Genomic DNA, 25,082 nt, shown 5'->3' with positions numbered 1-25,082 from the left:
ATCGTCGTCGGCGCGAACAGGAAGAGGACGATCCCGCCCGCGATCCGGAACGAGCCGAACCGGTGGCCCAAAGCCTGGAGCAGGATCTGACCGGCCACGAGGAACAGCAGGAGCACCGCGCCGGCGACGGCCACGTCACGCATCGCGAAGCGGCGGTGGAAATGCGACGGCACGCCGGTCGTCGCGAAATAGAAGACGGGCAGGGTGCCGATCCGGTCGGTCACCACGAAGAGCGTGATGAAATTCCGCATGCGGGGCGGATACGTCCATGTCGAGCCCCGGGTCGAGGCGGGCCAGGGCGGGATTATCGTCCGCCTCCCGGCCCGCCCCCGCCGGCTCCAGCCTATTCGGCGGCCATCGCACCCGGATTGTTGGGATGCGTGGTCCAGTCGGCAGGCTCCGCCTTTACGACCTTGCCGGTCCGTGGATCGGTCTCGCCCGGGGCGAGCCGGACCATGTCGATGCAATCCTCGACCGGGCAGACGTCGATGCAAAGGTTGCAGGCCACGCATTCCGCGTCGATCACGGTGAAAGTCCGGTCCGGGGACATGCCGATCGCCTGATGCGAGGTGTCCTCGCAGGCGGCATAGCAGCGCCCGCACTTGATGCAGAGATCCTGGTCGATCCGCGCCTTGGTCACGTAGTTCAGGTTCAGGTGCTTCCAGTCGGTGACGTTGGGCACCGCGCGGCCGACGACCTCGTCCAGCGTGGCGTAGCCCTTTTCGTCCATCCAGCGCGACAGGCCCGCCTTCATCTCCTCCACCACGCGGAAGCCGTAGGTCATCGCCGCCGTGCAGACCTGCACCGAGCCGCAGCCTAGGGCCATGAACTCCGCCGCGTCGCGCCAGGTCGTGATGCCGCCGATGCCGGAGATCGGCAGGCCGTACGTCGCCGGGTCGCGCGCGATCTCGGAGACCATGGAGAGCGCTATGGGCTTCACCGCCGGGCCGCAATAGCCGCCGTGGCTGCCCTTGCCGTCGATCGTGGGCTCGGGGGCCATCAGGTCGAGATCGACCGAGGTGATCGAGTTGATCGTGTTGATCAGGCTGACCGCGTCGGCACCGCCGTTCCTCGCCGCCCTGGCGGGCTTGCGGATGTCGGCGATGTTGGGCGTGAGCTTCACGATCACCGGACGGTCGTAGTACTGCTTGCACCAGCGGGTGACCATCTCGATGTATTCGGGCACCTGTCCCACGGCGGACCCCATGCCGCGCTCGCTCATCCCGTGGGGGCAACCGAAGTTCAGCTCGATCCCGTCGGCGCCGGTCTCGGCCACGCGCGGCAGGATCGCCTTCCACGCCGCCTCCTCGCAGGGGACCATGATGGAGGCGATCAGCGCGCGGTCGGGATAGTCCGCCTTCACCCGTGCCATCTCCTCGAGATTGGTCTCGAGCGGACGGTCGGTGATGAGCTCGATATTGTTGAGCCCGAGCACCCGCCGGTCCGCGCCGTAGATCGCGCCGTAACGGGGGCCGTTGACGTTGACCACGGGCGGGCCTTCGGCGCCGAGCGTCTTCCAGACGACACCGCCCCAACCGGCCTCGAAGGCGCGGCGGACGTTGTATTCCTTGTCCGTCGGCGGCGCGGAGGCGAGCCAGAACGGGTTCGGGCTGTGGATGCCCACGAAGTCGGTCGTCAGGTCGGCCATGGCGTCACCTTTCTTGTGGGTCAGGACACGCGGTCCTGATGGTCGGCGCAGAAGAAGGACGTGCGGCCGCCGACCTTCCTGCTTGCGATGGTTCCCTCGCAGCGGCCGCATTCGTGGCCTGCCTTCCGCCGGTGGATGAGCCAGGGATCGGGCAGGTCGGCGTAATGCGCGTCGACGTCGCTGACACTCTTGAGAATGCGGCCGAAGGCGCGGTGCAGGTCGGCGCGCTGCGCTTCGGACAGGTCTCCGGCGCGCGTGTCGGGATGGATGCCGGTCTGATACAGGGTCTCGTCGGCCCAGAGATTGCCGATCCCGCAGACCTTCGCCTGATCGAGCAGCGCGGACTTGATCGCGCCGCGTCCCTCCATCCGGTCGGCGAAGCCCGCTGCGTCGATCTCGAGCGCGTCGGGCCCAAGGCCGAGCCGCGCGATCTCCGCGTCCGGATCCTCCACCACCCTGATCCAGCCGAACTTGCGCGGGTCGCGAAAGGCCATTCGGCGGTCCCCCTCGAAGCTCACGACGAGCCGCGCGTAGTCCGGATCGCCCTCGGCGACGTCGTAGACCCGGACCGAGCCGGACATGCCCATATGCAGGTTGAGCCACGGACCCGAGGCGGATCCCACGAAGATGTACTTCCCGTGACGCCGGGTCTGCGTGAACTGGTGCCCCTCGAACTGTGTCAGCGCCGCCGCGTCCGGCAGCTCGACATGGCAGGTGTCGTTGCCCGGCCGGATCCCCGCGATGGTGCGGTTCAGCGCGCCGGCCTCGATGCGCCGTCGGAAGGTCTCGACCTCGGGCAGTTCCGGCATCGGCCCGCCTCAGGCGCCGAGCGTCGCGACATCCACCCCCGCGCCCTCGAGGCGGGCGGTCGCGGCGTCACGGGTCGCGGCATCGAAATCGTCGGGATGACGCAGGATGATGGCCTCGCCGGTCAACTCAGGCATGTGCCGCGCCATAAGCAACTCGAAGCCCTGCGTTTCCTTCGTGGCCTCGGCGAAATCCGCGAGCGTCTTGCGTTCGCCCACGCGCGCGATCTTCTGGCGGGTGCGGGACAGGCGAACCGTCTTGCCGCGCTCGTCCTTCAAAAGCTCTTCGAAGGCGTGGATCGTCTGCCAGAAATCATGCTCGACGCTTCCGGGTTCGCCCTCGGCGAGAACGGTTGCCAGGCGTCGGAAGGCTGCATCGCGAACGTTGCCGACCCCCATCCGATCGGCATTGGCTATCAGGTTCCGGATCTTGCCGGGATCGTCCATCGCCCCGACACGGGCAAGCGCCGCATCGTTGCGTGCCGCGAGCTCCTTCTCGGTCAGGGCTGCGGGTTTGGGCGGAGCGGCTGCTTTGGATTTTTTCATACGCGACCATCGGTCAGCGAGGCATGAATGTCCATCGCCGCGTCACGACCCTCGGCAACGGCGGTGACCGTGAGATCCTGTCCACCCGCCGCGCAGTCACCGCCGGCCCAGACGCCCTCGACCGAGGTGCGGCCCGCTCCGGTCACCGCGATCTTGCCGCCTTCGAGCGCGATCCCCTCGACGGCGACGAGCTTCTGACCGATGGCACGGAAGAGCTGATCGGCGGGCAAGCGGAACGTCTCGCCTGTCGGCGCCATGTCGGGGCCGACATAGGCCAGTTCCACCTCGCGCAGCCGGTCGTCGCCGTGAAGCGCATGGGGGACCACCCCGAAGACGAGACGAACGCCGTGGCTCGCGGCGAGGTCCTGCTCCCATCGGCTGGCCGGCATGCGGTCGCGCGCGCGGCGGTAGGCGATGGTGACATTTTCCGCCCCGAGGAGCTTCGACTGCACCGCGGCATCCACCGCGGTCATCCCGCCGCCGATCACGACGACGTTGCGGCCGATGGGAAGCTGCGTCAGGTCGTCCTGCTGCCGCAGGGCGGCGATGAAATCGACGGCGTTGTCGGCGCCGCCCAGCGCCTCCCCCTCCAGGCCGAGCGCGCCGACCCCGCCGAGCCCGATGCCGAGAAACACTGCGTCATGGTCGTTGCGAAGCGCTTCGAGCGCGAGGCCCGCCCCGATGGTGCGGCCGGTTTCGACCGTGATTCCGCCGATTTTGAGGAGCCAGTCCACCTCCGCCTGCGCGAAGCCGCCGGGGGTCTTGTATTCCGCGATGCCGTATTCGTTCAGCCCGCCCGGTTTCGCGCGGGCATCGTAGATCGTGACCGAATGGCCGAGCATCGCCAGCCGGTGCGCGCAAGAAAGGCCCGCGGGCCCGGCGCCCACGATCGCGACACGGCGGCCTGTCTCGGGCGCGCGGGTGAAGGGGTGCTCGCCCGCCGCCATCATCGAGTCGGTCGCGAAGCGTTGCAGACGGCCGATCTCGACCGGTTTGCCCTCGGCGACCTGGCGCACGCAGACCTCCTCGCAAAGCGTCTCCGTCGGACAGACGCGGGCGCACATGCCGCCGAGGATGTTCTGCTGAAAGATCGTCCTGGCGGCCGCGTCCTCCATCCCTGTCGCGATCTGGCGGATGAAGAGGGGGATGTCGATGTCGGTCGGGCAGGCGGTGACGCAGGGCGCGTCGTGGCAGAAGTAGCACCGGTCCGCGGCGACGAGCGCCTCGTGATCGGAGAAGCGTGGATGCAGATCCGAGAAGTTCCGCGTCAGATCCTCGGGTCCGAGTCGCCCCGCGCGAATACCGTCCAGCCGCATCGTTTCCGTCATGTCCGCCTCGTTCGCCGTCGGGCCTACACTGGCAGACGCGTGGAAACGTGCAACAGGTTTTGCGCACGCGGCCCGTCGAGCCTCGCGCTGACGCGTTCGACGGGATCGGCTCCGCGCGCCGGCCCCGGATATCCAAGTCCCTGTATCGGTTCGGCCAGGTATCGTCAGCACGCGGTCTTCGAGAGCGCTACGCTCCCCCGCCCCACTTTCGTCTTTCGACGGTTCCCGGGATCGGTCCGATGCCGGGCGGCAGGATCCCTGCCGGCTCGATCCGGTGACGTCGACGGTCGCCGATATCCGGTCCATGGAATACCCCTGCGATGCGAGCGAACCCGATCTGGGGTCGACGACCTGCAACAAGACGCATCCTGCGGCGCCGTCATCCACGAGGCCGTCCACAACAAGGACGCGATGGCCGACGTCGCTACGCTGGTTATGAGCCTGACGGGCCTACGCTGCGCGGCGTCGCCTGAGACGATCTCGAGGGCGACATCCTCGCCCGAGGGGCGTCTGGTATCGGAAGGAGCCCTTCCGCCCAACACGCGCGCGTTGTATCCCCGACCAAACCCCATGAAGGCCGTGCCCAATGACCGACCTCTCGCGCATTCGCAACTTCTCCATCGTCGCGCATATCGACCACGGCAAGTCGACCCTTGCCGACCGCCTGATCCAGGAGACGAACACCGTCGCCACGCGCGACATGAAGGAACAGATCCTCGACGCGATGGATATCGAGCGCGAGCGGGGCATCACCATCAAGGCCAACACCGTCCGCATCGACTGGACGGCGGCGGACGGGCGGGAATACGTCCTCAACCTGATCGACACGCCCGGCCACGTGGACTTCGCCTACGAGGTGTCGCGTTCCATGCGGGCGGTTGAGGGCTCGCTCCTCGTGGTCGACTCGACGCAGGGGGTGGAGGCGCAGACGCTCGCCAATGTCTACCAGGCCATCGACGCCGACCACGAGATCGTGCCGGTTCTCAACAAGATCGACCTGCCCGCCTCCGAGCCCGAGCGCGTGCGCGAGCAGATCGAGGACGTGATCGGCATCGACGCATCCGAGGCGCTCCTCGTCTCGGCCAAGACGGGGCAGGGGATCACCGCGACGCTGCAGGCCATCGTTGATCGCCTGCCCGCGCCGCAGGGGGACGCCGACGCGCCGCTGAAGGCGATGCTCGTGGATAGCTGGTACGACGCCTATCTCGGCGTGATCGTCCTCGTTCGCATCGTCGACGGCCGCTTGCGCAAGGGCGACCGAGTCAAGTTCATGGCCAACGGCACCACCCACCATGTCGACCGGATCGGGGTGTTCCGTCCGCCCATGACCGAGATCGACGTGCTGGGGCCGGGGGAGATCGGCTTCCTTACCGCCTCCATCAAGCAGGTCCGCGACACGCGTGTGGGCGACACGATCACCCACGACAAGAACGGCGCGACGACCCCGTTGCCGGGGTTCAAGCCCTCCGTCCCGGTCGTGTTCTGCGGGCTGTTCCCGGTGGACGCCGCCGAGTTCGAGGATCTGCGCGACGCCATCGAGAAGCTCTCGCTCAACGACGCCAGCTTCTCGTCCGAGGTCGAGACCTCGGCCGCTTTGGGCTTCGGGTTCCGCTGCGGCTTCCTCGGGCTGCTGCATCTCGAGGTGATCCGGGACCGGCTAGAGCGCGAATACGACATCGACCTGATCACCACCGCGCCCTCGGTCGTCTACCGCATCCACATGCGCGACGGCGAGGTGTCGGAGCTGCACAACCCCGCCGACATGCCCGACCTCACGCTGGTCGACCATATCGAGGAGCCACGGATCAAGGCGACGATCCTCGTGCCCGACGACTACCTCGGCGACGTGCTCAAGCTCTGCCAGGACCGGCGGGGCATCCAGCTCGACCTGACCTATGCCGGGCCGCGGGCGATGGTGGTCTACGACCTGCCGCTCAACGAGGTGGTGTTCGACTTCTACGACCGGCTGAAATCGGTGACGAAGGGCTATGCCAGCTTCGACTACCAGATGATCGGCTACCGGGAGGACGCGCTGGTCAAGATGTCGATCCTCGTCAACGAGGAGCCGGTGGACGCGCTGTCGACCATGGTCCACCGCGACCGGGCCGAGGCGCGGGGCCGGGCGATGGTCGAGAAGCTGAAGGAGCTCATTCCCCGCCACATGTTCAAGATCCCCATCCAGGCGGCCATCGGCGGCCGCGTCGTGGCCCGCGAGACGCTCTCGGCCATGCGCAAGGACGTGACGGCGAAATGCTACGGTGGGGACGCGACGCGGAAGAAGAAACTGCTGGAGAAGCAGAAGGCGGGCAAGAAGAAGATGCGCCAGTTCGGGAAGGTGGAGATCCCGCAGAGCGCGTTTATCTCGGCGCTAAAGATGGATGGATGATGAGAAATCTGTTTGGGATGCGACCAGATCCTGAGGAAGTCTTTACTCCTCGCAAGCCGTTGAATGTAGATATGTAGGTTGAACGCAGAACATTAGAGAAGCGTTTTGATCGTGCCTTAAGAGGCAATCACCATATTACGATATATTGCGATTTTTGGCGATAGCGGAAACGGTAAGACGTGGCTGTACCAGAAGGTGCTTCGAGAAAAGCATATTCCTTATGCGCTAGTCGATCTATCAATCGCGCTGACTGACGGAATTGATAATGCTTTCAGGGCTGCGCAAAGTAGTACTTACGGCTGGACGAGATATTGCAGAAAATAAGATGTTTTATAGACCAGAGAGCGACTGGATAGTGACGATCGGTGGGTCGGGGCTTTCTGGCCAACCTTATTGTTCCATCGTACGCGATCCTCGGGGATCGCGCTCAGCCCTTTGAACGCCCCACCGGGCCTTCAATCGCGCCGCGCGCGACCGGGCTTCGCCCAAGGCATCCACATCTGCATCCAGGCTTCGGTCCAAGCCTTCATCATCGTGGTCTGCTGACGGCTCATCTCGGCCATCATCTCGCCGCGGGCGGGGGCGGCGGCCTTGTTGGCGGCGGACAGCCATGCACTCATCCAAGGGTTCTTCACGGGCGCAACCTTTCCGGTAATGTCGGGACGGCCCGCGTTGGGCCGTCTCCCTCGACGTAGGTAAATCTGTCTCAGGCCCGCACGGTTCCGCGCGGGGCAAGCGCGTAGATCGCGACCGCGGCGATGGCATAGAACCCGTTGACCAGCAGCACGAAACCCCACGGCGCCCCCGCGCCCCAGATCAGCTTGGCCGAGAGCGAGGCGAGCGCGTTCAGCACCACGAACCCGACGATCCACGCGGCCGCCCCGGACATCCGCGCGAAGATCGGGATCAGTGCCATCGCGAACAGGATCGAGAAGAACTCTCGTCCCGGGCTGAGGATCAGCGGCAGGAGCGGCGCTCCGGCCAGCGCGGTGATCGCGATGGAATTGGCGATGCAGCCGACGATCCCGCCGACGGCGGCGATGACGGCGTTGCGGGCGGTGAACATGGCGACGCTCCTGTGGGTCCGCATTCACTCTGCCGGACGATGCCTTTAAAGGCGAGGGCGCATGACCCGAACGACAGCGCGCCCCCGGCCGGTCGGCGGAGGCGCGTTCGGGTCCGTGCGGACAATCCGATGCCGGAGGGCGCCCGGCGATCAGTTCATCGCGTCTTCGGCGGTGTTCTCGATCGCCCGGCCGCCGGCCTGGACGTCCTGCCCGAATCCTTCGGTGGTCTCGCAGGCCGCGAGCGTGGTGACGAGGGCGGCGAGGATCAGAAACGGTTTCATGAAGTGGCTCCCTTCGAGCGTGGTTCCGTACGCCGACCGAACGCGCGGACCGCCATCGCGTTCCCCCGGGTCCATTTGACGCCCGGTCTATCCGGCGCCCCGCCGCCCGGCCGCAGCCGACGGAACCCTGCCCCTGGCCCGGCGTTCCTCCGCGAGCAGAGCAGGAGTTCCCCATGCCCACCCCCGAAGAGATCGAGACGAAGTTCTGGAAGGCGCTGCGGTCTGACATGACGGTGTTCATCGGTTGCGAAGGCGCGCTGCCGCGTCCGATGGCGGCGATCGTCGACGGCGACGCCGATCACGGGCCGCTGTGGTTCTTCACCTCCCGGGAGACCGATCTCGGCAAGGTCGTCGGCACCATGCCCCAGCCCGCCACGATGACCTTCGTCGACAAGGGTCACGATATCTGGGCCTCGGCCAGCGGAACGCTCACAATGGACAACGACCGCGCCGTGATCGACCGGCTTTGGAACCCGCATGTCGCCGCCTGGTACGAGGAGGGCAAGGACGACCCGAAGCTGCGCCTGATCCGCTACGACGTGACCGATGCCGAGCTCTGGGAGGACGGGTCGAGCCTGGTCGCCGGGATCAAGGCGCTGGTCGGCTCCGACCCGAAGCAGGACTTCCAGGACAAGACCGCCCACGTCCGTCTGGACGATTGATCGCAGCCCTGGGGGCGGAACTGCCGCCCCCGGGGGACGTTTGGCCCCCACAATCAGGAGGCCGCCGCCATGTCCGACACCGACCGCCCCGCCGTCTACTCCTCAAGCCAGATGCTCGCGCACTGGCTTGTCGTGTTTCTGATCCTGTTCCAGCTTGTCCTCGGGTGGACCGGAGTGCAGCGCGACTTCGAGGCCGCCATCGAGACGGGGCAATCCGTGGTCTCGGGACCGATCGTGGTGCATGGAATCTTCGGATCCTCGATCCTGATCGTGATGTTGTGGCGTCTGACGCTCAGACTGCGGCGCGGCGCCCCCCCGCCACCCGACAACGAGTCGAAGATGATCCAGCGCTTGAGCCGGGGAAACCATTACGCGTTCTACGTCGTGCTGATCGCGATGCCGCCTGTCGGACTGGGCGCCGCGCTTCTCCGGAGCGAAGTGCTTGCGTGGGTGCACGCGTTGACGGCCTATCTGCTGGTCGTCCTCATAATCCTGCACATCAGCGGTGCTGTCTGGCATTTGACCAAGAAGGACGGCGTGGTACATCGGATGATCCGCCGCGATCCCGCAACCAGCGACACGGTCGATGAGGTCGTCTCGGACCGCACGTAACCCGGTGCCGGCGGGACTGGCGACCCGATCGGGCACGAACCCGCGCCAGCCCGAAGGAGATAGAATGAACAATCCGCTGCTGCAGCCCTGGGCGGGCGACTTCGCCCTGCCGCCCTTCGACCTGATCCGCGACGAGCATTTCGGCCCCGCGCTCGAGGAAGGGATGGCGGAGGGCCGGCGCAACGTCGCGGCCATCGCCGCAAACGAGGAGGCGCCGACCTTCGACAACACTATCGCCGCGCTGGAGCGCGCGGATGCGACGCTCGACCGGGTGGCCGGCGTGTTCTTCAACCTCGCCGGTGCGGACAGCACCCCCGCGCGGCAGGCGCTCCAGCGGGAGATGGCGCCGAAGCTTTCCGCCTATTCCTCCGAGATCACCAACAACGCCGCCCTGTTCCATCGGATCGACGACCTCTGGTCCCGGCGCGACGCACTCGACCTGACCGATGAGCAGCAACGTGTCCTGATGCTTACCCGCCGCCAGTTCGTCCGGGCGGGCGCCGCGCTGAAGGGCGCAGAGGCGGAGCGGCTGACGGAGATCAAGTCGCGGCTCGCCACGCTCGGCACCGAGTTCGCGCAGAACCTTCTGGCGGATGAGCGCGACTGGCACATGGACCTGTCGGAAGCCGATCTGGAAGGCCTGCCCGCCTTTGTGAAGGACGCCGCCCGCGCCGCCGGACGGGATTACGGACGCGACGGCCCGGTGGTGACCCTGAATCGTTCGCTCATCGTGCCGTTCCTGCAGTTCTCGCCACGCCGCGACCTGCGGGAAAGGGCCTACGAGGCCTGGACGTCGCGCGGCGCGAATAGCGGGGAGACCGACAACCGCGCCATCGCCGCCGAGATCCTCAAGCTCCGGGAAGAGCGGGCGCATCTGCTGGGCTACGACAACTTCGCCGAATACAAGCTCGAGACCGAAATGGCCGGCACCCCCGGCGCCGTGCGCGACCTGCTGATGCAGGTCTGGCACCCGGCCCGAACGGCCGCGCTCGCCGATGCCGAGCATCTCGCGCGAATGGCCCATGCCGACGGGATCGCCGGCCCGCTCGAGCCTTGGGACTGGCGCTACTACGCGGAGAAGCGACGGGCGGAGCTGCACGACCTCGACGAGGCGGAGCTGAAGCCCTTCTTCCAGCTCGACCGGATGATCGAGGCGGCCTTCGCCGTCGCGCACCGCCTTTTCGATCTCGACTTCGCCCCGATGGAGGTCGAGGCCTACCATCCCGATGTCCGCGCCTGGGAGGTGACGCGCGGCGGCGAGCATGTCGCGGTCTTCATGGGCGACTACTTCGCACGCCCGTCCAAGCGGTCCGGCGCCTGGTGCAGCGCGATGCGCTCGCAATCGAAGCGCGACGGCGACGTCCGGCCGATCGTCGTCAACGTCTGCAACTTCGCTCACGCCGAGCTCGCGCTCCTGAGCTACGACGATGCGCGGACGCTGTTCCACGAATTCGGCCACGCGCTGCACCAGATGCTCTCCGACGTGACCTACGAGACGGTGAGCGGGACGAGCGTCGCACGGGATTTCGTGGAACTGCCGAGCCAGCTCTACGAGCACTGGCTCGAACTGCCGGAGGTCCTGTCGGAATTCGCGGTCCACGCCGAGACGGGGGAGCCGATCCCCGACGCGCTGCGCGACCGGCTGCTCCGCGCGGCGACCTACGACATGGGGTTCCAGACGGTGGAATACGTCGCCTCCGCGCTTGTCGATCTGGCCTTCCACGACGGTCCGGCCCCGGCCGACCCGATGCAGAAGCAGGCCGAGGTGCTGGAGACGATCGGCATGCCCCGCGCCATCCGCATGCGTCACGCCACGCCGCATTTCGCGCATGTCTTCTCGGGCGACGGCTATTCCGCGGGCTATTACAGCTATATGTGGTCGGAGGTGATGGACGCCGATGCTTTCGCGGCCTTTGAGGAGGCGGGCGATCCCTTCGATCCTGATCTTGCGCGGAGGCTCGAGGACGACATCCTGTCGCGCGGCGGCTCGGTCGATGCGGCGGAGCTTTACACCCGGTTCCGTGGGCGCCTTCCGGGCGTGGACGCCCTCCTGAAGGGCCGCGGACTTGAGGACGCGGCCTGATGCCGCTTTCCGAAGCGCAATCCGGAGCCATCGTCGAGGCCGTGCGCGAGGTCGCCGCGGCCGAGATCCTGCCCCGCTTTCGCAATCTGTCGGATGAGGAGGTTGATGCCAAGGGGGCGTTCGACGACCTCGTGACCGTGGCCGACACCGCGGCGGAAGCGGCGCTGACCGAACGAATCCATCGCATCCTGCCCGGTGACGCGGTCGTGGGCGAGGAAGCCGTCGCCGCCGACCGCGGCGTCCTCGACCGGGTGGGGCAGGGGCGCGTCACCATAATCGACCCGATCGACGGCACCTGGAATTTCGCGCACGGGATCGCGAATTACGGCGTCATCGTCGCGGTGATCGAGGACGGCGAGATTGTCTGGGGTCTGCTCTACGATCCGAGCTTCGACGACTGGATCGCGGCCCACAAGGGGCAGGGGGCGTGGTTCAACCGTCAGGGCCGCGCCCGCCGGCTCGAGACCGATCCGGACGACGCGAGCTTCGACCGCCTGCGCGGCAACCTCGGCGCCTATCTCTACCCGCAGCCGCTGCAGCCCGCGCTGGCCGCGACCGCGCCGCGCTTCCGCCGCGCAAGCTCGCTCGGCGCGAGCCTGCACGAGTATCGCCAGATCGCGCTCGGCGGATCCGATTTCTGCCTGAACGGAATGCTCAACGTCTGGGACCACGCGGCGGGCGTCCTGATCCTGCAGGAGGCCGGCGGCGTGTCCCGCCTGCTCGACGGCACGGCCTATCATCCGACCATGCAGGAGGGGCGGCTGCTCAACGCACGGTCCGAACCGCTCTGGGATCGGTTGGCGGAGACATTCAACGCCGCTTTGGCGGAAGCCGCGGATTAGGGCGTCGGAGGTGCGGGGCGTCAACGGATCCGATCAGGCGGTCGTTCCGCCAGGGGTCGTGTCGCGGAAGGCTCGACCCCTTCCGGCCCGGTCCCTCTAGTCGCGCATCTCGTCCGGCGCGACACCCCATAGCGCGGCCGTCCCGGCCCAACCCTCCGCCCCGTCGACCTCCAGCTCGCACCAGCCGCCGGAACACGGGCCAAGCCACGCGACCACGCCGCCCATCAGTCGGGCGGAGACGGGCGCGTCGGGATCCGGCCTCCGGTGCAGGTCGACCTCCTCCGCCTCCACGATCACCGTCCGGTTGCCCGACAGCAACGAATAATGCATCCAGCCGCCCACACCCTCGCGGTCCTGCACGCGGCGCCAGTGGCCGTATTCCCCGATTACCCGAAGCGGCATGTGACGGCGCTTGAACACCCAGTCGATCCGATGGGTCGAGGATGGGCCGCGCCGCGCGAAGCCCTCCGGCGCCTTCATCGAAACGAAGCGCGGCATCGGCAATCCCGTCACCGGACCGACTGCCTCGGCCATCGCCGACGACCATGTCAGACAGGCGGCGAGAGCCGCCGCGACCACCCGTGTCATCATCCTGCTATCCTGCCCAGCGTTGATTGGGGATCGTCGCCCCCTTGCGCGCGAGCGGCACGATGCCATCATGCGAGCGACCGACAAAGGGGGGCGGGCGACGCATGGGCGGAGATCGGCTGAGTGTTGTCGTGACGCGACGCCTCCCCGAGACGGTGGAGGCCCGGATGGCGGAGCTCTTCGACGTGCGCTTCGGCGGTGCCGACGGACCGCTCGACCGGGCGGGACTGGCGCGGGCGATGCAGGCGGCCGACATCCTCGTGCCCACACTCACCGACCGGATCGACGCCACCCTCCTTGCGGGCAGCGGCACGCGGCTGAGGCTTGTCGCGAATTACGGTGCGGGGGTGGACCATATCGACGTCGCCGCGGCGCTGGAGCGGGGCATCCTCGTTTCCAACACGCCGGGCGTGCTCACCGACGACACCGCCGACATGGGCATCGCGCTGATGCTGGCCGTGCTGCGCCGGATGACCGAGGGCATGGCCAGAATGCAGGCCGGCGAATGGGCGGGCTGGGCGCCCGACGCTCTGCTCGGCACGCGGCTGCGCGGCAAGACGCTCGGCATTCTCGGCATGGGGCGGATCGGACAGGCAATGGCCCGCCGCGCCCGGGCCTTCGGCATGGCGATCCACTACCACAATCGCCGCCGCCTCCATCCCGGGCTGGAAGAGCCGCTTCAGGCCACCTTCCACGACCGGCTCGACGCGATGGTGTCGCTGGCCGACGTGGTCTCGGTCAATTGCCCGCACACGCCGTCGACATTCCACCTGCTGAATGCGCGCCGGCTGAAGCTGATGAAACCCACGGCGATCGTCGTGAACACCTCCCGAGGGGAGGTCATCGACGAGAACGCGCTCACGCGCATGTTGCGGGCGGGCGAACTCGCCGGCGCGGGGCTCGACGTTTACGAGCACGGACAGGGCGTGAATCCGCGGCTGCGGGAACTGCCGAACGTCGTGCTGCTGCCGCATATGGGCTCGGCCACCCACGAGGCACGGATCGAGATGGGCGAAAAGGTCATCTTCAACATGCAGACCTTCGCCCATGGCCACCGCCCTCCCGATCTGGTCCTGCCGTCGATGCTCTGAGCGATTTGTTGACCGAAGGTTAATCATCGGACAGGCTTCCGGAACGTATCGAGGAGTTTGTTTATGTCGTATCTTCGTATTGCCGCTCTCGCCCTCGTGGCGGCGACCCCGCTTCAGGCCGCGACCGTTGCTTTCGACGTCGTCACGACCGAAAGCGTCCTTTCCCCGCCGGACGCGCCCGGACTGCCCTTCGCGGAACTGCCCGCGCTCGGAACGACGGGCACGCTGTCGGTCTTTCTGCCGGACGCCTATGCCGGGAACCCGACCACGCTCGCTTCCCTCCCGGCCAATCCGGACATGGGCGAGGCGGATATCCAAGTCGAAGACCTGTCGGCCGGCATCGATCCCGCCTTTGGCGCGGAAGTCTTCGCGATTCCCGGAGGATTCACGATCAAGGAGCCCTTCGAGGCGATCGACATTTCGTTCCGGAAGGATCCGGTGCTGGGGGGAACCTATGCCGGATCGTTCCGCGTCACCTCGGCCTCCTTCGCGGGCACGCCGGGGACGCTCGGCGACCTCGCCACCGTCCTGTTGGCACCGGACGCGATGGCGCGGTTCTCATTCAACGGGACGACCTATGCGGGCAACGGCATAGACACGTCCTACCGGGCCGAATCCTACGAAGTGCCGCCCGTTCCGCTGCCGGCACCCGCGCTCCTTCTGCTCGGCGGTCTCGGTGTCATCGCCACGCTCCGTCGCCGCATCTGAGCCTGTCCCGCGTCCGGCTCAGTCCGTGAGCCGGGCGTGCAGCTCGTCCATGTCCACCTCGCCCTTCGGCATCCGGTTCGACGGGTCGTCGATGTCGTAGCCGAAAAACCGGAAGTCCCGGTGATACATCTCGCGGACGAGGTGCATGGACAAGTCGTCGAAATACGCCTCCACCGGATGCGCGCGTTCGGGGCCGTGCCCCTGGGATTCGTTGAAGCGCGGCACATTGGACAGATCGACGGGGACCGGCGTCTCGACGGCGCCGAGGACGCGGCGCATCCCGTCCTCGAACGCTTCGGTGAAGATCACCGCGTCGTAGCGGCCGCCATTGGCGACGAAGGTCCCCACATGCCCCGCCATCGCAGACCAGTGGATGTCGGGGTCCATCGGCCGGCGAAACCGGATCGTGTCCCGAGCGAACAGGAGGAACCGCCGGAAGCTCGCAATCTGGTCGAACGCGAAGCCGTTCTCGGCGCTGCCCACGTCCACGCCGTATCGCTGCATCAGCATCGGCACGAGGTTGCCGCGATAGCGCCGTCCATTCCGCTGGATGCCGGCGATCTTGTCGAAGAAGGACGACAGGATGCGCCGGTACGGGTTGCGCACGCAGGTGAAGGCATAGGCCCGGTGCGCCTTCACGTTCGCGGTGATCACCGGCTGGCTGTCGGTTTGCGCCCATTTGTGCAGCCCCGACGTGCTGTCGTGGATGTCGCCGTCGAAGAAGCGTCCGTGATCCGAGTAGTGGAGGATCTGCCCGATCGTCGAGCAGGCGCATTTCGGCACGACGCGGTACACGACGCTTTCGCTTTCGGTCATCCAGGTTCCGGGAAATCCCATCCGCATGCGTCTCCTCGTGTGCGCGGGCATCAAACCCGCATCGCACGGTTTCTTCAACGTGTCCGGCACGCTATTGCGATGTTGGAGGGCGGAAACCGGGGTATGGAGGGCGAACATGGCGAAGATCGCGTTCATCCTCCTCTGCCACCGCGACCCGGAAAGCATCGTCCGGCAGGCGGAGGGGCTGACCGCGGCGGGCGATTGCGTCGCGATCCATTTCGACGCCCGCGCCTCTGCGACGGACTTCGCGCGGATCGAGGCCGGGCTGCGCGGCAACCCGGGGGTGACCTTCGCGCGTCGGCGGGTGCGCTGCGGCTGGGGCGAATGGTCGCTGGTCCGCGCCACGCTCCACGCGGTCGAGGCGGCGCTGGCGGCCTTTCCGAACGCGACGCATCTCTACATGGTCTCGGGCGATTGCCGGCCGATCAAGTCCGCGGCCCATGCCCATGCCTTTCTCGACGCGCGCGACATGGATCATATCGAGAGCTTCGACTTCTTCGCCTCGGACTGGATCAAGACCGGAATGAAGGAGGACCGCCTCGTCTACCGGCATTTCGTGAACGAGCGGCGGTGGCCCCGGCTCTTCTACGGTCTGCTGGAGGCGCAGCGGAAGCTCGGGCTCGAGCGGCGCATCCCAACCGATATCGACGTGATGATCGGCTCGCAATGGTGGTGCCTCCGCCGCCGGACGGTCGAGCGGATCCTCGACTTCGTCCGGGCGCGTCGCGACGTGATGCGCTTCTTCGCGACGACGTGGATCCCCGACGAGACGTTCTTCCAGACCCTGGTGCGCCATCTCGTGCCCCGGACGGAGATCGACGGGCGGACGCTGACCTTCCTGATGTTCACCGATTACGGCATGCCGGCCACCTTCTACGACGATCATTACGACCTGCTGGTCAGCCAGGACTTCCTTTTCGCCCGCAAGATCTCGTCCGAGGCGACGGAGCTGAAGACGCGCCTCGCCGCTCTCTGGACGTCCGACCGCACGGATTTCGACGTGGCCGGGGATGGGCGGCGGCTCTTCGCCTTTCTGACAGCGCGGGGCCGGGAGGGCCGCCGCTTCGCGCCGCGCTTCTGGGAGCTTTCGGCCTCGCTCGGACGGGACCGGCGGATCGTGGTGCTGGTCTGCAAGAAGTACCACGTCGCCAAGCGGCTGGCGCAGGCCCTGCGCGACCACGACGTGATGCCGGCCTTCGACTACGTCTTCGACGAGGCGGACGCCCCCATGCCCGATCTCGGCGGCATCGGCTCCACCGTCGAGAAGCGCCACCGTCACCGCCGCGCCTTTCTGGGGCAGCTCCTCCGCGCGACGGAGTCCGACCGGCTGGCCTTCTGTCTCGACCCGTCACGTATCGACCTGATCGAGGATCTGCACCGCGACCGGGCGACGATCCGCACCGTCCTCATCGATTGCGACTACGACGAGGCCTATCTGGAGGGCCATGCCGGACGGATCGGCCTGATCGGGGAGGGGACGCCGCGCAGCACGGTCGAACGGCTGATGCCCACGCTCGCGCAGGACTTCGCCTCCGAGACGACGCGCATCCGCGAGGCGGACCTGCCGGGCATCCACCGCATCTCCCAGCGCGCCGCACCCGCAGCCAATGCGCGCGCGCTCGCGCAGGCGCTCGACATCGACGCGGAGACGGCGCAAGCCCTCGCCCGCACGCCCTACCTGTTCGACGACTGAAGGAGCCGGAGAATGGCCGATTACGACCGGAACAACATCTTCGCCCGCATTTTGCGCGGCGAGATCCCGAACGACACCGTGGCCGAGACGGAGCACACGCTCGCCTTCCGGGACATCACGCCGCAGGCGCCGGTCCATGTCCTCGTTATCCCGAAGGGCGCCTACGCGACCTACGACGATTTTCACGCCAAGGCTTCGGACGCGGAAATCGTGGACTTCCACCGGACCTGCGCGAAGATCTGCCGCGACACCGGCATCGCGGAGACCGGCTTCCGCGCCATCTCCAACGCGAGACTGCACGGCGTGCAGGAAGTGCCGCATTACCATCAGCATCTGATCGGTGGGCGGCCCCTCGGACGGATGCTGGCGGCGCCCGAAGATTGACGTCTTGCTCCGGCGCGGCCTTGTGATCCTGCTGGCGGCCTTCGGGCTGTGCTTCCTGATGCCGCTGGCGCTGGCCGGCGGGTGGTGGGCGGTGCAGGACCGCCCGGGCTCCTGGCGCGAGGCGGACTGGTCGGCCTCCGGTCTGCTGCCCGACGCGAGGCAGGTGCCGGGCGCGGCGATTCACATTCTTGCGGCGCGGACCGGCGGGGCGAAGGGCGCGGCCTCGGTCCATTCCTGGCTCGTCTGGAAGCCCGTGGGCGCGCGGTCGTGGTCGCGCGCCGACGTCGTCGGCTGGGGTCTGCCGGTGCGGATCGACGCCTACGCGCCGGATGCGAGGTGGTATTCCAACGAACCCTATTACGTGGGCTCCGTCACCGGGGCGGAGGCGGCGGTGCTGGTCCCGGAAGTCGAGGCCGCGATCCGGGATTATCCGTGGAACGGACGCGGTGCCTACCGGATCTGGCCCGGGCCGAACTCCAACAGCTTCGTCGCCCACGTTCTGCGCGAAGTGCCGCAGATCGGCGTCGCCCTGCCGCCGCATGCGGTCGGCAAGGACTGGATGGGCGAGGGCCTCCGGGCGCTCCGCGACGCGGGCGGGGACGTCCATCTTTCGGTCTGGGGCTATGCCGGACTGTCCATCGGGCCGCGTACCGGGTTCGAGGTCAACCTCCTCGGACAGGCCTTCGGGCTCGACATCCTTCGGCCCGCGCTGAAGTTGCCCGGCATTGGACGCGTCGGCGTCTGACGGCATCGCCGGCGAAGCCGGGTGGAATCGCGTTGCGCCTCGCCGGTCCGGTCGATAGCCGTGGGGCGACGACGCCCCCGGCCGGGGGCCGGACAGGTGGCCGCGATCCCCGCCGACCCAGACCGGGGGCGGGAAGACGGCATCGTCACCGAACCGGCATCGACCGGGGCCTCACCAGACGTGAAAGGCCCTCGACATGCGCTTCCTCCCGTTCTTCCTCCTTGCCACGCCCGCTTCCGCCCATGTGGGCCATCTGGGCGAGTTCGCCGGACACGACCATTGGGTGCTCGGCGCCGGGCTCGGCGCGATCGCGGGCGCGGCGGTGCTGGGCTGGCTGAAGGGTGGCCGGAACGAGGAGGAGCCCGAGGCCGAGACGGACGCGCAGCCCGGGGACCAGCCGGCGTGAGCCGCACGGGGGTCATGATCTGCGGCCACGGCTCGCGCTCGCAATCCGCGGTCGACGAGTTCGCGATCCTCGCACGGAAGCTGCCGGCGCATCTGCCGTCCGACTGGGAGGTCGATTACGGTTATCTGGAGTTCGCGAACCCGGTGATCCGCGACGGGCTCGACCGCCTGCGCGACGCCGGATGCGATCGCATCCTCGCCGTGCCGGGCATGCTCTTCGCGGCGATGCACGCGAAGAACGACATCCCGACCGTGCTCAACACCTATGCCGCGAAGCATGGGATCGAGGTCCGCTACGGGCGGGAGCTCGGCGTCGATCCGAAGATGATCGCCGCCGCCGGCGACCGCATCGCCGCCGCGCTCGCGGAGGCCGACGCCGCCCACGGCCCGGTCCCGCGCCACGACACCTGCCTCGTGGTGATCGGACGCGGCGCCTCCGACCCGGATGCCAACGGCAACGTCGCCAAGGTCGCGCGGATGCTGCATGAGGGGCTCGGCACCGGCTGGCTCGAGATCGGCTATTCCGGCGTGACCTTTCCGCTGGTCGAGCCCTGTCTCGAACACGCGGCGAAGCTTGGCTACAAACGCATCGTCGTGTTCCCCTACTTCCTTTTCTCCGGCATTCTCATCGACCGGATCTACGGGTTCACCGACGTGGTTGCCGCCGCGCATCCGGACACGCAGTTCGTCAAGGCGGGCTATCTGGGCGATCATCCCAAGGTGCTCGAAACCTTCGCGGAGCGCGCGATGGAGCAGGTGGGCGAGGTGCCGCCGCCGAACTGCGCGATGTGCAAGTACCGCACGCAGGTGCTGGGCTTCGAGGCCGAGGTCGGCGCGGTCCAGGAGAGCCACCACCACCATGTCGAGGGGCAGGGGGCGAGCGCGCCGGGCTCCAACGTGGCCGATTGCACGCTTTGCGGCGATTTCTGCACCGGCCTCTGCCGGCTGGAGGAATCGGATCCCGACCATGGGCATCACCACCATCACGGCGACGGACACTCCCATAGCCACAGCGGAAGCCATGCGCATTCCCATGCCGGGGGCCATTCGCACGATCACCACCACGCGCCTTATCCCCATGCCGACCACCCTCACGGGCCGGAATCCGCGCGGCGGACGAAGGCGTGATGGCCGCCCGCCAAGCCGGCGCCCGCTGATGCGCCCCTACGAGCGCGACCCCGCGGCGATCTACGCCGCGTCCTTCGCGACCGTCCGGCGCGAGGCGTCGCTCGACCGCTTTCCGTCCGACCTGGCCGAGCTCGTCGTGCGGGTCATCCACGCCTGCGGCATGGTCGAGATCGCGGACCGCGTCGCCTTCTCCCCCGACCTCGCCGCCTCTGCCATCGCCGCGCTGAAGCGGGGGGCGCCGGTCTATGCCGATTGCGAGATGGTCGCCTCTGGCATCACGCGCCGCCTGCTGCCGGGGACGGAGATCCGCTGCGCGCTGAATGATCCCCGCGTGCCGGAGCTCGCCGCCGAGCGCCGCACCACCCGTACCGCCGCCGCCGTGGATCTTTGGGACACGGACGGCGCGATCGTCGCCATCGGCAACGCGCCGACCGCGCTGTTCCGCCTGCTGGAGCGGCTGGACGAGGGCGCGCCGCGCCCGGCGGCGATCCTCGCCTTTCCGGTGGGCTTCGTCGGCGCCGCCGAATCGAAGGCAGAACTCGTCGGCCATCCGCGCGACACGCCGTTCGTTACCCTGCGGGGGCGAAAGGGCGGAAGCGCGATGGCCTCAGCCGCCGTCAACGCGCTGGGCCTGCTCGCTTCGGGCGGCCTGCAATGAGCGCCGAACCTGCCTGGCTGCATGTCGTCGGGATCGGCGAGGACGGGATCGCGGGGCTGACACCCGCCACCCGTGCCGTCGTGGAGGCGGCGGAGATCATCGTGGGCGGCGACCGGCACCACACCCTTTCCGACGCCGTCACGGCCGAACGCGTGGCCTGGCCAAGCCCGTTCGACGCGTTGATCGACCGACTGCGATCTTATCGTGGTCGCCGCGTCGTCGTGCTCGCCACCGGCGACCCGCTCTGGTTCAGCGTCGGTGCCCGGATCGGTCGTGCCATCCCGCCCGCCGAAATCGCCTATCATCCGCAGCTTTCCGCCTTCCAGCTCGCCGCCGCGCGCATGGGCTGGTCGATGGCCGATCTCGAGACGCTGACGGTCCACGGCCGCCCGGTGCATCAGATGATCGCCTTCATCCAGCCCGACGCGCGTCTTCTCATCCTGACGACCGGGGCGGAGACGCCGGCCCAGATCGCCCGGTTCCTGACGGAACGCGGCTTCGGCGGGTCGCGGATGACGGTCCTCGCGAACATGGGCGGGTCCGGCGAGGCGCGGTTCGACAGCCTGGCGCAGAACTGGAACCATGCCGTGCCCCCCTTCAACACGCTCGCCGTCGATTGCGTGGCCGCGCCCGACGCCGCGCTCCTGCCGCGGGTGCCGGGGCTTTCCGACGATCTGTTCGTCAGCGACGGCACGATGACCAAGCGCGAGGTGCGGACCGCGACGCTGGCCAAGCTCATGCCGATGCGCGGCGCGTTGCTCTGGGACATCGGCACAGGGTCCGGTTCGGTCGCTATCGAATGGATGCGCGCCGCCCGGTCCGCCCGCGCCATCGGGATCGAGCCGCGCGCCGATCGCCGGGCGATGGCGGCCGAGAACGCATTGGCGCTCGGCGCGCCCCGGCTCGACCTGCGGGAGGGGGAGGTGCCCGCCGCGCTCGGGGGCCTGCCGGCGCCGGACGCCGTGTTCATCGGCGGTGGCCTGTCGGAGGCGGTGTTCGACGCCGCCCGCGCCGCGCTGCGCCCGCTCGGCCGGCTGGTGGCGAACGCGGTCACGCTCGAAAGCGAGGCGCTGCTCATCGAGTTGCATGCCCGGCACGGCGGCGATCTCGTCAAGCTCTCGGTCGCGCGGGCGGAGCCGGTCGGCCCCTACCGCGGCTGGCGCCCGGCGATGCCGGTGACGCAATATTCGCTGGTGAAGCGATGAGCGAAACCGGCGGAATACCCGGAGCGATGAGCGGGACGCTCTACGGTGTGGGCCTCGGTCCCGGCGACCCGGACCTCATCACTCGCCGGGCCGCCCGCCTGATCGAGGGCGCGAACGTCGTTGCATGGCCGGGCCTCGCCGGCGGCGACAGCCTCGCCCGCGCCATCGCCGCCGACCTGATTCCCGCGGACGCCCGCGAGATCCGCATGGACGTGCCGATGACGACCGATCGCGCCCCCGCCCAGGCCGCCTATGACGCGGGCGCGGCTGCGATCACGGCGGCGCTCGAAGGCGGCGAGGACGTCGTCTGCCTTTGCGAGGGCGACCCGTTCTTCTACGGCAGCTTCATGTATCTCCACGCGCGGCTGCGGCACCGGTTCCGAATCGAGATCGTACCCGGCGTCACCTCGCTTACCGCCTGCGCCGCGCGGGTGCCCATGCCGCTCGCCGCGCGCAACGAGGTGCTGACGATCCTGCCCGGTCCGCTGCCCGACGATGCGCTGCGGAAGCATTTGAGGGCGGCCGACACGCTGGTGCTGATGAAGGTCGGCCGCCACCTGCCGCGGCTGCGCAGGCTTGTGGCGGAAGCGGGCCTCACGGACCGGGCGCATTACGTGGAGCGTGCGACGCTCGGGGCGGAGCGCGTCCTGCCGCTCAGCCGCGCGCCCGAAATCGCGCCCTATTTCTCCATGATCCTGATCGCGAAAGGAGCCGATCCGTGGCTCTGACCCCCGTCGTCGTCGCCCTCAACGCCGCCGGTGCGCCGATCGCCCGCCGGATCGCGGTGGCGCTCGACTGCCCCCTCCACGGGCGGGCCGGACGGACCGGGGCGGAGATCACGTTCCCCGACGCGCTTGTCCATGTCCGCGATCTTTTCGCAGCCGGACATCCGGTCATCGGGGTTTGCGCGGCCGGCATCCTTATCCGGGCCGTCGCGCCGATACTGACCGACAAACGGATGGAGCCGCCGGTCCTGTCGGTCTCCGACGACGGGCGGGTGGTCGTGCCGCTCCTTGGCGGGCATCGCGGAGCGAACCGTCTGGCGCGGCGCGTGGCCGAGGTTCTGGGTGGCACTGCGGCGGTGACGACGGCGGGGGACGTGGCGCTCGGCGTGGCGCTGGACGAGCCGCCGCCGGGCTACGCGCTGGCGAACCCCGAGGATGCGAAGCCGGTCATGGCGGCGCTTCTGTCGGGGGGCGGCGCGCGGATGACGGGTGAGGCGCTGTTCGACCTCCCCCCGGGCGACGCGGTGGAGATCGTCGTGACGGACGCGCCGGAGACGGGCGGGCCGGACCGGCTGGTCTATCATCCGATGCGGCACGTTCTCGGCGTCGGCTGCGCGCGCGATGCCGCGCCGGAGGAGCTTTGGCAGAATGCGTGCGCTGTGCTCGACGCGGCCGGAATCGCCCCCGGCGCGATCGCCGCGATCGCCACGCTCGACCTGAAGCTTGACGAGCCGGCGATGAACGCGCTGGCCCGACGGCTCGACCGGCCCTTGCGCGCCTTTACCGCGGCGGAGCTCGCGGGGATCGCGGTGCCGAACCCGTCGGAGGTGGTGCGGGCCGAAGTCGGGACGTCCTCCGTGGCCGAGGCTGCGGCGCTGGCCTCGACGGGGGGCGGCCTTGTCGTGCCGAAGCGCAAGACCGCCAACACCACCGCCGCGCTGGCCCGCGCGGCCGAACCGATCGCCGTGCCGAAAGGCCGGGCGCGAGGACGGGTCAGCGTCGTCGGCATCGGGCCCGGCCAGTCCGGCTGGCGCACGCCGGAAGCGAGCCGCCTCGTCGCCGAAGCGGAGGAGTTGGTGGGCTATGGCCTTTATATCGACCTGCTCGGACCGCTCGCCGCCGGCAAGCCGCGCGCGGACTTTCCGCTGGGCGGCGAGGAGGCGCGGTGCCGCTATGCGCTGGAGCGGGCAGCGGAGGGACGCAACGTCGCGCTGGTCTGTTCGGGCGACGCGGGGATCTACGCGATGGGCGCGCTCGTCTTCGAGGTGCTGGAGCGCGGCGACCTGTCCGATGCCGCCCGACGGGTCGAGATCGTCTGCACCCCCGGCGTGAGCGCCCTGCAGGCCGCCGCCGCCCGCGCGGGCGCACCGCTCGGCCACGACTTTTGCGCCATCTCCCTGTCGGATCTTCTGACCCCGCGCGACGACATCCTGCGGCGGCTTCGCGCGGCAGCGGAAGGCGACTTCGTGATCGCCTTCTACAACCCCGTCTCGAAGCGCCGCCGCACGCTTTTGGCCGAGGCGCGCGACACCCTGCTGCGGCATCGCCCCGCCGACACGCCCGTCCTGCTCGCCGCCTCGCTCGGCCGGCCGGAGGAGATGATCCGCTACCGCCGGCTCGACGCCCTCGACGTCGAGGAGGTGGACATGCTGACCGTCGTGCTGGTGGGCTCGAGCCAGTCGCGCCTGATGCCGACGGGGGACGGGCCGCGCATGTACACGCCCCGTGGCTATGCCCGGAAGATGACGGGCGGGGATCTGGCGGGGGCGGTGGAATGACGGTGCATTTCATCGGCGCCGGTCCCGGCGACCCGGAGCTTCTGACGCTGAAGGCGCAGCGTCTGATCCGCGCCTGTCCGGTCTGCCTTTACGCAGGCTCGCTCGTGCCCGAGGCGGTGGTGGCCGAGGCGCCGCAGGGCGCGCGGGTGCGGGACACCGCGCCGATGACGCTGGAGGAGACGCATGCGGAGATCGTCGCGGCCCATGCGCGCGGCGAGGACGTGGCGCGCGTCCATTCCGGCGATCCCTCCCTCTACGGCGCCATCGCCGAGCAGATCCGGCTCCTGCGCCGCGACGGCATTCCGTTCGATATCGTGCCCGGCGTGCCAGCCTATGCCGCCGCCGCCGCGGCTTTGGGACAGGAACTCACCGTGCCGGAGGTCGCGCAGTCCATCGTGCTGACCCGGATGTCGATGAAGTCCACCTCGATGCCGCCCCGGGAGACGCTGGAGAACTTCGCGCGGACGGGGGCGACGCTCGCGATCCATCTGGGTGTGCGGGCGCTGCGCGAGATCGAGCGGGTGCTGACCCCGCATTACGGCGCCGATTGTCCGGTCGTGGTGGCCTATCGCGTCGGCTGGCCGGACGAGCTGCTCCTGCGCGGCACGCTCGCCGACATCCACGCGAAGGTGCGAGTGGAGAAGATCACCCGTACGGCGCTCATTCTCGTCGGCCCGGCCCTGGGCGAAGTGACAGCGTTTCGCGCCTCCGCGCTCTACGATCCGGCGATGCCTCATGTATTGCGGCCGCATGCGAAACGTTGACGTGGCGGGATGGGTTTTTGCCACCGAAGTTTCGGGAAGGTTTCGTTGACTCCTCGCGTCCATCCGGCAGTCTGTCCGTGACTGCCACCGGCCGCTCGACGGCACCGCGATA

The 25,082-nt window shown here is 68.5% G+C and carries 26 protein-coding genes and 1 pseudogene; 17 read left to right on the top strand and 10 right to left on the bottom strand.

The window, feature by feature from the left end; genetic code table 11:
- Positions 1-41 precede the first annotated feature (41 nt).
- The 5 genes and pseudogenes from Q1B08_RS21950 to Q1B08_RS00230 all read right to left on the bottom strand — a co-directional run.
- Positions 42-251 (bottom strand): annotated as a pseudogene (locus Q1B08_RS21950) (MarC family protein); the annotation flags it as partial.
- A 92-nt stretch (positions 252-343) separates the two neighbouring features.
- Positions 344-1,648: an NAD-dependent dihydropyrimidine dehydrogenase subunit PreA gene (gene preA / locus Q1B08_RS00245; RefSeq protein WP_299812913.1), complete on the bottom strand. Its 1,305-nt coding sequence runs from the start codon at positions 1,646-1,648 to the stop codon at positions 344-346.
- A gap of 20 nt (positions 1,649-1,668) precedes the next feature.
- Entirely contained in the window at positions 1,669-2,457 is a 789-nt protein-coding gene (locus tag Q1B08_RS00240; RefSeq protein ID WP_299812910.1) for a DNA-formamidopyrimidine glycosylase family protein, read from the bottom strand.
- A gap of 9 nt (positions 2,458-2,466) precedes the next feature.
- Positions 2,467-3,000 (bottom strand): hypothetical protein, encoded by a 534-nt coding sequence (locus Q1B08_RS00235; protein WP_299812907.1) that lies wholly within the window; start codon positions 2,998-3,000, stop codon positions 2,467-2,469.
- Positions 2,997-4,328, bottom strand: a complete 1,332-nt coding sequence (locus Q1B08_RS00230) for an NAD(P)-dependent oxidoreductase (protein WP_299812904.1) — start codon at positions 4,326-4,328, stop codon at positions 2,997-2,999. Before Q1B08_RS00230 ends, Q1B08_RS00235 begins: the two co-directional genes overlap by 4 nt.
- A 586-nt stretch (positions 4,329-4,914) precedes the next feature.
- On the opposite strand from Q1B08_RS00230, the gene lepA reads away from it, so the two are divergent.
- Entirely contained in the window at positions 4,915-6,714 is a 1,800-nt protein-coding gene (lepA, locus tag Q1B08_RS00225) for a translation elongation factor 4 (protein WP_299812901.1), read from the top strand.
- A gap of 455 nt (positions 6,715-7,169) precedes the next feature.
- Here the strand turns inward: lepA and Q1B08_RS00220 are convergent, their stop codons facing one another.
- From Q1B08_RS00220 to Q1B08_RS00210, 3 genes are all read right to left on the bottom strand, one after another.
- Complete coding sequence (locus tag Q1B08_RS00220; RefSeq protein WP_299812898.1) at positions 7,170-7,334, bottom strand: hypothetical protein; 165 nt, start codon at positions 7,332-7,334, stop codon at positions 7,170-7,172.
- Positions 7,335-7,420: 86 nt separating this feature from the next.
- The gene (locus tag Q1B08_RS00215; protein ID WP_299812895.1) at positions 7,421-7,780 is read right to left on the bottom strand and encodes a hypothetical protein; all 360 of its coding nucleotides are present in this window, start codon (positions 7,778-7,780) and stop codon (positions 7,421-7,423) included.
- Between the two features lie 150 nt (positions 7,781-7,930).
- Complete coding sequence (locus tag Q1B08_RS00210; RefSeq protein WP_299812892.1) at positions 7,931-8,062, bottom strand: entericidin A/B family lipoprotein; 132 nt, start codon at positions 8,060-8,062, stop codon at positions 7,931-7,933.
- A 173-nt stretch (positions 8,063-8,235) separates the two neighbouring features.
- Here Q1B08_RS00210 and Q1B08_RS00205 point away from each other — a divergent pair, with 173 nt between their 5' ends.
- From Q1B08_RS00205 to Q1B08_RS00190, 4 genes are all read left to right on the top strand, one after another.
- A complete protein-coding gene (locus Q1B08_RS00205) occupies positions 8,236-8,724 on the top strand; it encodes a pyridoxamine 5'-phosphate oxidase family protein (protein WP_299812889.1) in 489 nt (162 codons plus the stop codon).
- Positions 8,725-8,793: 69 nt separating this feature from the next.
- Positions 8,794-9,336 carry a cytochrome b/b6 domain-containing protein gene (locus tag Q1B08_RS00200; RefSeq protein ID WP_299812886.1) on the top strand — a complete coding sequence of 181 codons (543 nt, stop codon included), beginning with the start codon at positions 8,794-8,796 and terminating at the stop codon, positions 9,334-9,336.
- Positions 9,337-9,400: 64 nt separating this feature from the next.
- Positions 9,401-11,419 (top strand): M3 family metallopeptidase, encoded by a 2,019-nt coding sequence (locus Q1B08_RS00195; protein ID WP_299812883.1) that lies wholly within the window; start codon positions 9,401-9,403, stop codon positions 11,417-11,419.
- Positions 11,419-12,261, top strand: coding sequence for an inositol monophosphatase (locus tag Q1B08_RS00190; RefSeq protein ID WP_299812880.1), 843 nt, complete (start codon positions 11,419-11,421; stop codon positions 12,259-12,261). Before Q1B08_RS00195 ends, Q1B08_RS00190 begins: the two co-directional genes overlap by 1 nt.
- Positions 12,262-12,357: 96 nt before the next feature.
- Here Q1B08_RS00190 and Q1B08_RS00185 read toward each other — a convergent pair whose 3' ends face one another.
- Entirely contained in the window at positions 12,358-12,852 is a 495-nt protein-coding gene (locus Q1B08_RS00185; RefSeq protein WP_299812876.1) for an SH3 domain-containing protein, read from the bottom strand.
- A gap of 101 nt (positions 12,853-12,953) precedes the next feature.
- Between Q1B08_RS00185 and Q1B08_RS00180 the strand changes: the two genes are divergently transcribed.
- Entirely contained in the window at positions 12,954-13,940 is a 987-nt protein-coding gene (locus tag Q1B08_RS00180) for a D-glycerate dehydrogenase (RefSeq protein ID WP_299812873.1), read from the top strand.
- Between the two features lie 63 nt (positions 13,941-14,003).
- Positions 14,004-14,648, top strand: coding sequence for a hypothetical protein (locus Q1B08_RS00175; RefSeq protein WP_299812870.1), 645 nt, complete (start codon positions 14,004-14,006; stop codon positions 14,646-14,648).
- An 18-nt stretch (positions 14,649-14,666) separates the two neighbouring features.
- Here the strand turns inward: Q1B08_RS00175 and Q1B08_RS00170 are convergent, their stop codons facing one another.
- Entirely contained in the window at positions 14,667-15,485 is an 819-nt protein-coding gene (locus Q1B08_RS00170) for a sulfotransferase family protein (protein WP_299812866.1), read from the bottom strand.
- Positions 15,486-15,600: 115 nt separating this feature from the next.
- Between Q1B08_RS00170 and Q1B08_RS00165 the strand changes: the two genes are divergently transcribed.
- From Q1B08_RS00165 to cobM, 10 genes are all read left to right on the top strand, one after another.
- A complete protein-coding gene (locus Q1B08_RS00165; protein WP_299812863.1) occupies positions 15,601-17,178 on the top strand; it encodes a DUF5928 domain-containing protein in 1,578 nt (525 codons plus the stop codon).
- A 12-nt stretch (positions 17,179-17,190) separates the two neighbouring features.
- A complete protein-coding gene (locus Q1B08_RS00160; protein ID WP_299812860.1) occupies positions 17,191-17,562 on the top strand; it encodes an HIT domain-containing protein in 372 nt (123 codons plus the stop codon).
- Between the two features lie 4 nt (positions 17,563-17,566).
- On the top strand, positions 17,567-18,307 hold the full coding sequence (locus Q1B08_RS00155) for a DUF3750 domain-containing protein (RefSeq protein ID WP_299812857.1): 741 nt from the start codon (positions 17,567-17,569) through the stop codon (positions 18,305-18,307).
- A 196-nt stretch (positions 18,308-18,503) separates the two neighbouring features.
- Positions 18,504-18,713: a DUF6732 family protein gene (locus Q1B08_RS00150; RefSeq protein WP_299812854.1), complete on the top strand. Its 210-nt coding sequence runs from the start codon at positions 18,504-18,506 to the stop codon at positions 18,711-18,713.
- A gap of 14 nt (positions 18,714-18,727) precedes the next feature.
- Positions 18,728-19,840: a sirohydrochlorin chelatase gene (locus Q1B08_RS00145; RefSeq protein WP_299814829.1), complete on the top strand. Its 1,113-nt coding sequence runs from the start codon at positions 18,728-18,730 to the stop codon at positions 19,838-19,840.
- 28 nt (positions 19,841-19,868) lie between these two features.
- The gene (locus tag Q1B08_RS00140) at positions 19,869-20,498 is read left to right on the top strand and encodes a precorrin-8X methylmutase (RefSeq protein ID WP_299812851.1); all 630 of its coding nucleotides are present in this window, start codon (positions 19,869-19,871) and stop codon (positions 20,496-20,498) included.
- Positions 20,495-21,703: a precorrin-6y C5,15-methyltransferase (decarboxylating) subunit CbiE gene (gene cbiE, locus Q1B08_RS00135; protein WP_299812848.1), complete on the top strand. Its 1,209-nt coding sequence runs from the start codon at positions 20,495-20,497 to the stop codon at positions 21,701-21,703. Before Q1B08_RS00140 ends, cbiE begins: the two co-directional genes overlap by 4 nt.
- 26 nt (positions 21,704-21,729) lie before the next feature.
- Entirely contained in the window at positions 21,730-22,431 is a 702-nt protein-coding gene (gene cobI / locus Q1B08_RS00130) for a precorrin-2 C(20)-methyltransferase (protein ID WP_299812845.1), read from the top strand.
- A complete protein-coding gene (gene cobJ / locus Q1B08_RS00125) occupies positions 22,422-24,206 on the top strand; it encodes a precorrin-3B C(17)-methyltransferase (protein WP_299812842.1) in 1,785 nt (594 codons plus the stop codon). The genes cobI and cobJ overlap by 10 nt, the downstream gene beginning before the upstream one ends.
- Entirely contained in the window at positions 24,203-24,970 is a 768-nt protein-coding gene (gene cobM, locus Q1B08_RS00120; RefSeq protein WP_299812839.1) for a precorrin-4 C(11)-methyltransferase, read from the top strand. The genes cobJ and cobM overlap by 4 nt, the downstream gene beginning before the upstream one ends.
- Positions 24,971-25,082 lie beyond the last annotated feature (112 nt).

The sequence above is a fragment of the uncultured Jannaschia sp. genome (genome assembly GCF_947494025.1).
Lineage (GTDB): Bacteria > Pseudomonadota > Alphaproteobacteria > Rhodobacterales > Rhodobacteraceae > Jannaschia.
Note: the sequence above shows the minus strand (reverse complement) of the source record. Positions and strands in the feature narration are given on the sequence as shown.

Coding starts and splice junctions, on each gene's coding strand:
- Q1B08_RS00230 (WP_299812904.1), bottom strand. CDS start 4,328: ATGACGGAAACGATGCGGCTGGACGGTATTCGCGCGGGGCGACTCGGA.
- Q1B08_RS00160 (WP_299812860.1), top strand. CDS start 17,191: ATGGCCGATTACGACCGGAACAACATCTTCGCCCGCATTTTGCGCGGC.
- cobI (WP_299812845.1), top strand. CDS start 21,730: ATGAGCGGGACGCTCTACGGTGTGGGCCTCGGTCCCGGCGACCCGGAC.
- Q1B08_RS00195 (WP_299812883.1), top strand. CDS start 9,401: ATGAACAATCCGCTGCTGCAGCCCTGGGCGGGCGACTTCGCCCTGCCG.
- lepA (WP_299812901.1), top strand. CDS start 4,915: ATGACCGACCTCTCGCGCATTCGCAACTTCTCCATCGTCGCGCATATC.
- Q1B08_RS00165 (WP_299812863.1), top strand. CDS start 15,601: ATGGCGAAGATCGCGTTCATCCTCCTCTGCCACCGCGACCCGGAAAGC.
- Q1B08_RS00220 (WP_299812898.1), bottom strand. CDS start 7,334: ATGAGTGCATGGCTGTCCGCCGCCAACAAGGCCGCCGCCCCCGCCCGC.
- Q1B08_RS00150 (WP_299812854.1), top strand. CDS start 18,504: ATGCGCTTCCTCCCGTTCTTCCTCCTTGCCACGCCCGCTTCCGCCCAT.
- Q1B08_RS00185 (WP_299812876.1), bottom strand. CDS start 12,852: ATGATGACACGGGTGGTCGCGGCGGCTCTCGCCGCCTGTCTGACATGG.
- Q1B08_RS00215 (WP_299812895.1), bottom strand. CDS start 7,780: ATGTTCACCGCCCGCAACGCCGTCATCGCCGCCGTCGGCGGGATCGTC.
- Q1B08_RS00175 (WP_299812870.1), top strand. CDS start 14,004: ATGTCGTATCTTCGTATTGCCGCTCTCGCCCTCGTGGCGGCGACCCCG.
- Q1B08_RS00140 (WP_299812851.1), top strand. CDS start 19,869: ATGCGCCCCTACGAGCGCGACCCCGCGGCGATCTACGCCGCGTCCTTC.
- cbiE (WP_299812848.1), top strand. CDS start 20,495: ATGAGCGCCGAACCTGCCTGGCTGCATGTCGTCGGGATCGGCGAGGAC.
- preA (WP_299812913.1), bottom strand. CDS start 1,648: ATGGCCGACCTGACGACCGACTTCGTGGGCATCCACAGCCCGAACCCG.
- Q1B08_RS00210 (WP_299812892.1), bottom strand. CDS start 8,062: ATGAAACCGTTTCTGATCCTCGCCGCCCTCGTCACCACGCTCGCGGCC.
- Q1B08_RS00145 (WP_299814829.1), top strand. CDS start 18,728: ATGATCTGCGGCCACGGCTCGCGCTCGCAATCCGCGGTCGACGAGTTC.
- Q1B08_RS00190 (WP_299812880.1), top strand. CDS start 11,419: ATGCCGCTTTCCGAAGCGCAATCCGGAGCCATCGTCGAGGCCGTGCGC.
- Q1B08_RS00180 (WP_299812873.1), top strand. CDS start 12,954: ATGGGCGGAGATCGGCTGAGTGTTGTCGTGACGCGACGCCTCCCCGAG.
- Q1B08_RS00170 (WP_299812866.1), bottom strand. CDS start 15,485: ATGGGATTTCCCGGAACCTGGATGACCGAAAGCGAAAGCGTCGTGTAC.
- Q1B08_RS00205 (WP_299812889.1), top strand. CDS start 8,236: ATGCCCACCCCCGAAGAGATCGAGACGAAGTTCTGGAAGGCGCTGCGG.
- Q1B08_RS00200 (WP_299812886.1), top strand. CDS start 8,794: ATGTCCGACACCGACCGCCCCGCCGTCTACTCCTCAAGCCAGATGCTC.
- Q1B08_RS00235 (WP_299812907.1), bottom strand. CDS start 3,000: ATGAAAAAATCCAAAGCAGCCGCTCCGCCCAAACCCGCAGCCCTGACC.
- cobM (WP_299812839.1), top strand. CDS start 24,203: ATGACGGTGCATTTCATCGGCGCCGGTCCCGGCGACCCGGAGCTTCTG.
- Q1B08_RS00240 (WP_299812910.1), bottom strand. CDS start 2,457: ATGCCGGAACTGCCCGAGGTCGAGACCTTCCGACGGCGCATCGAGGCC.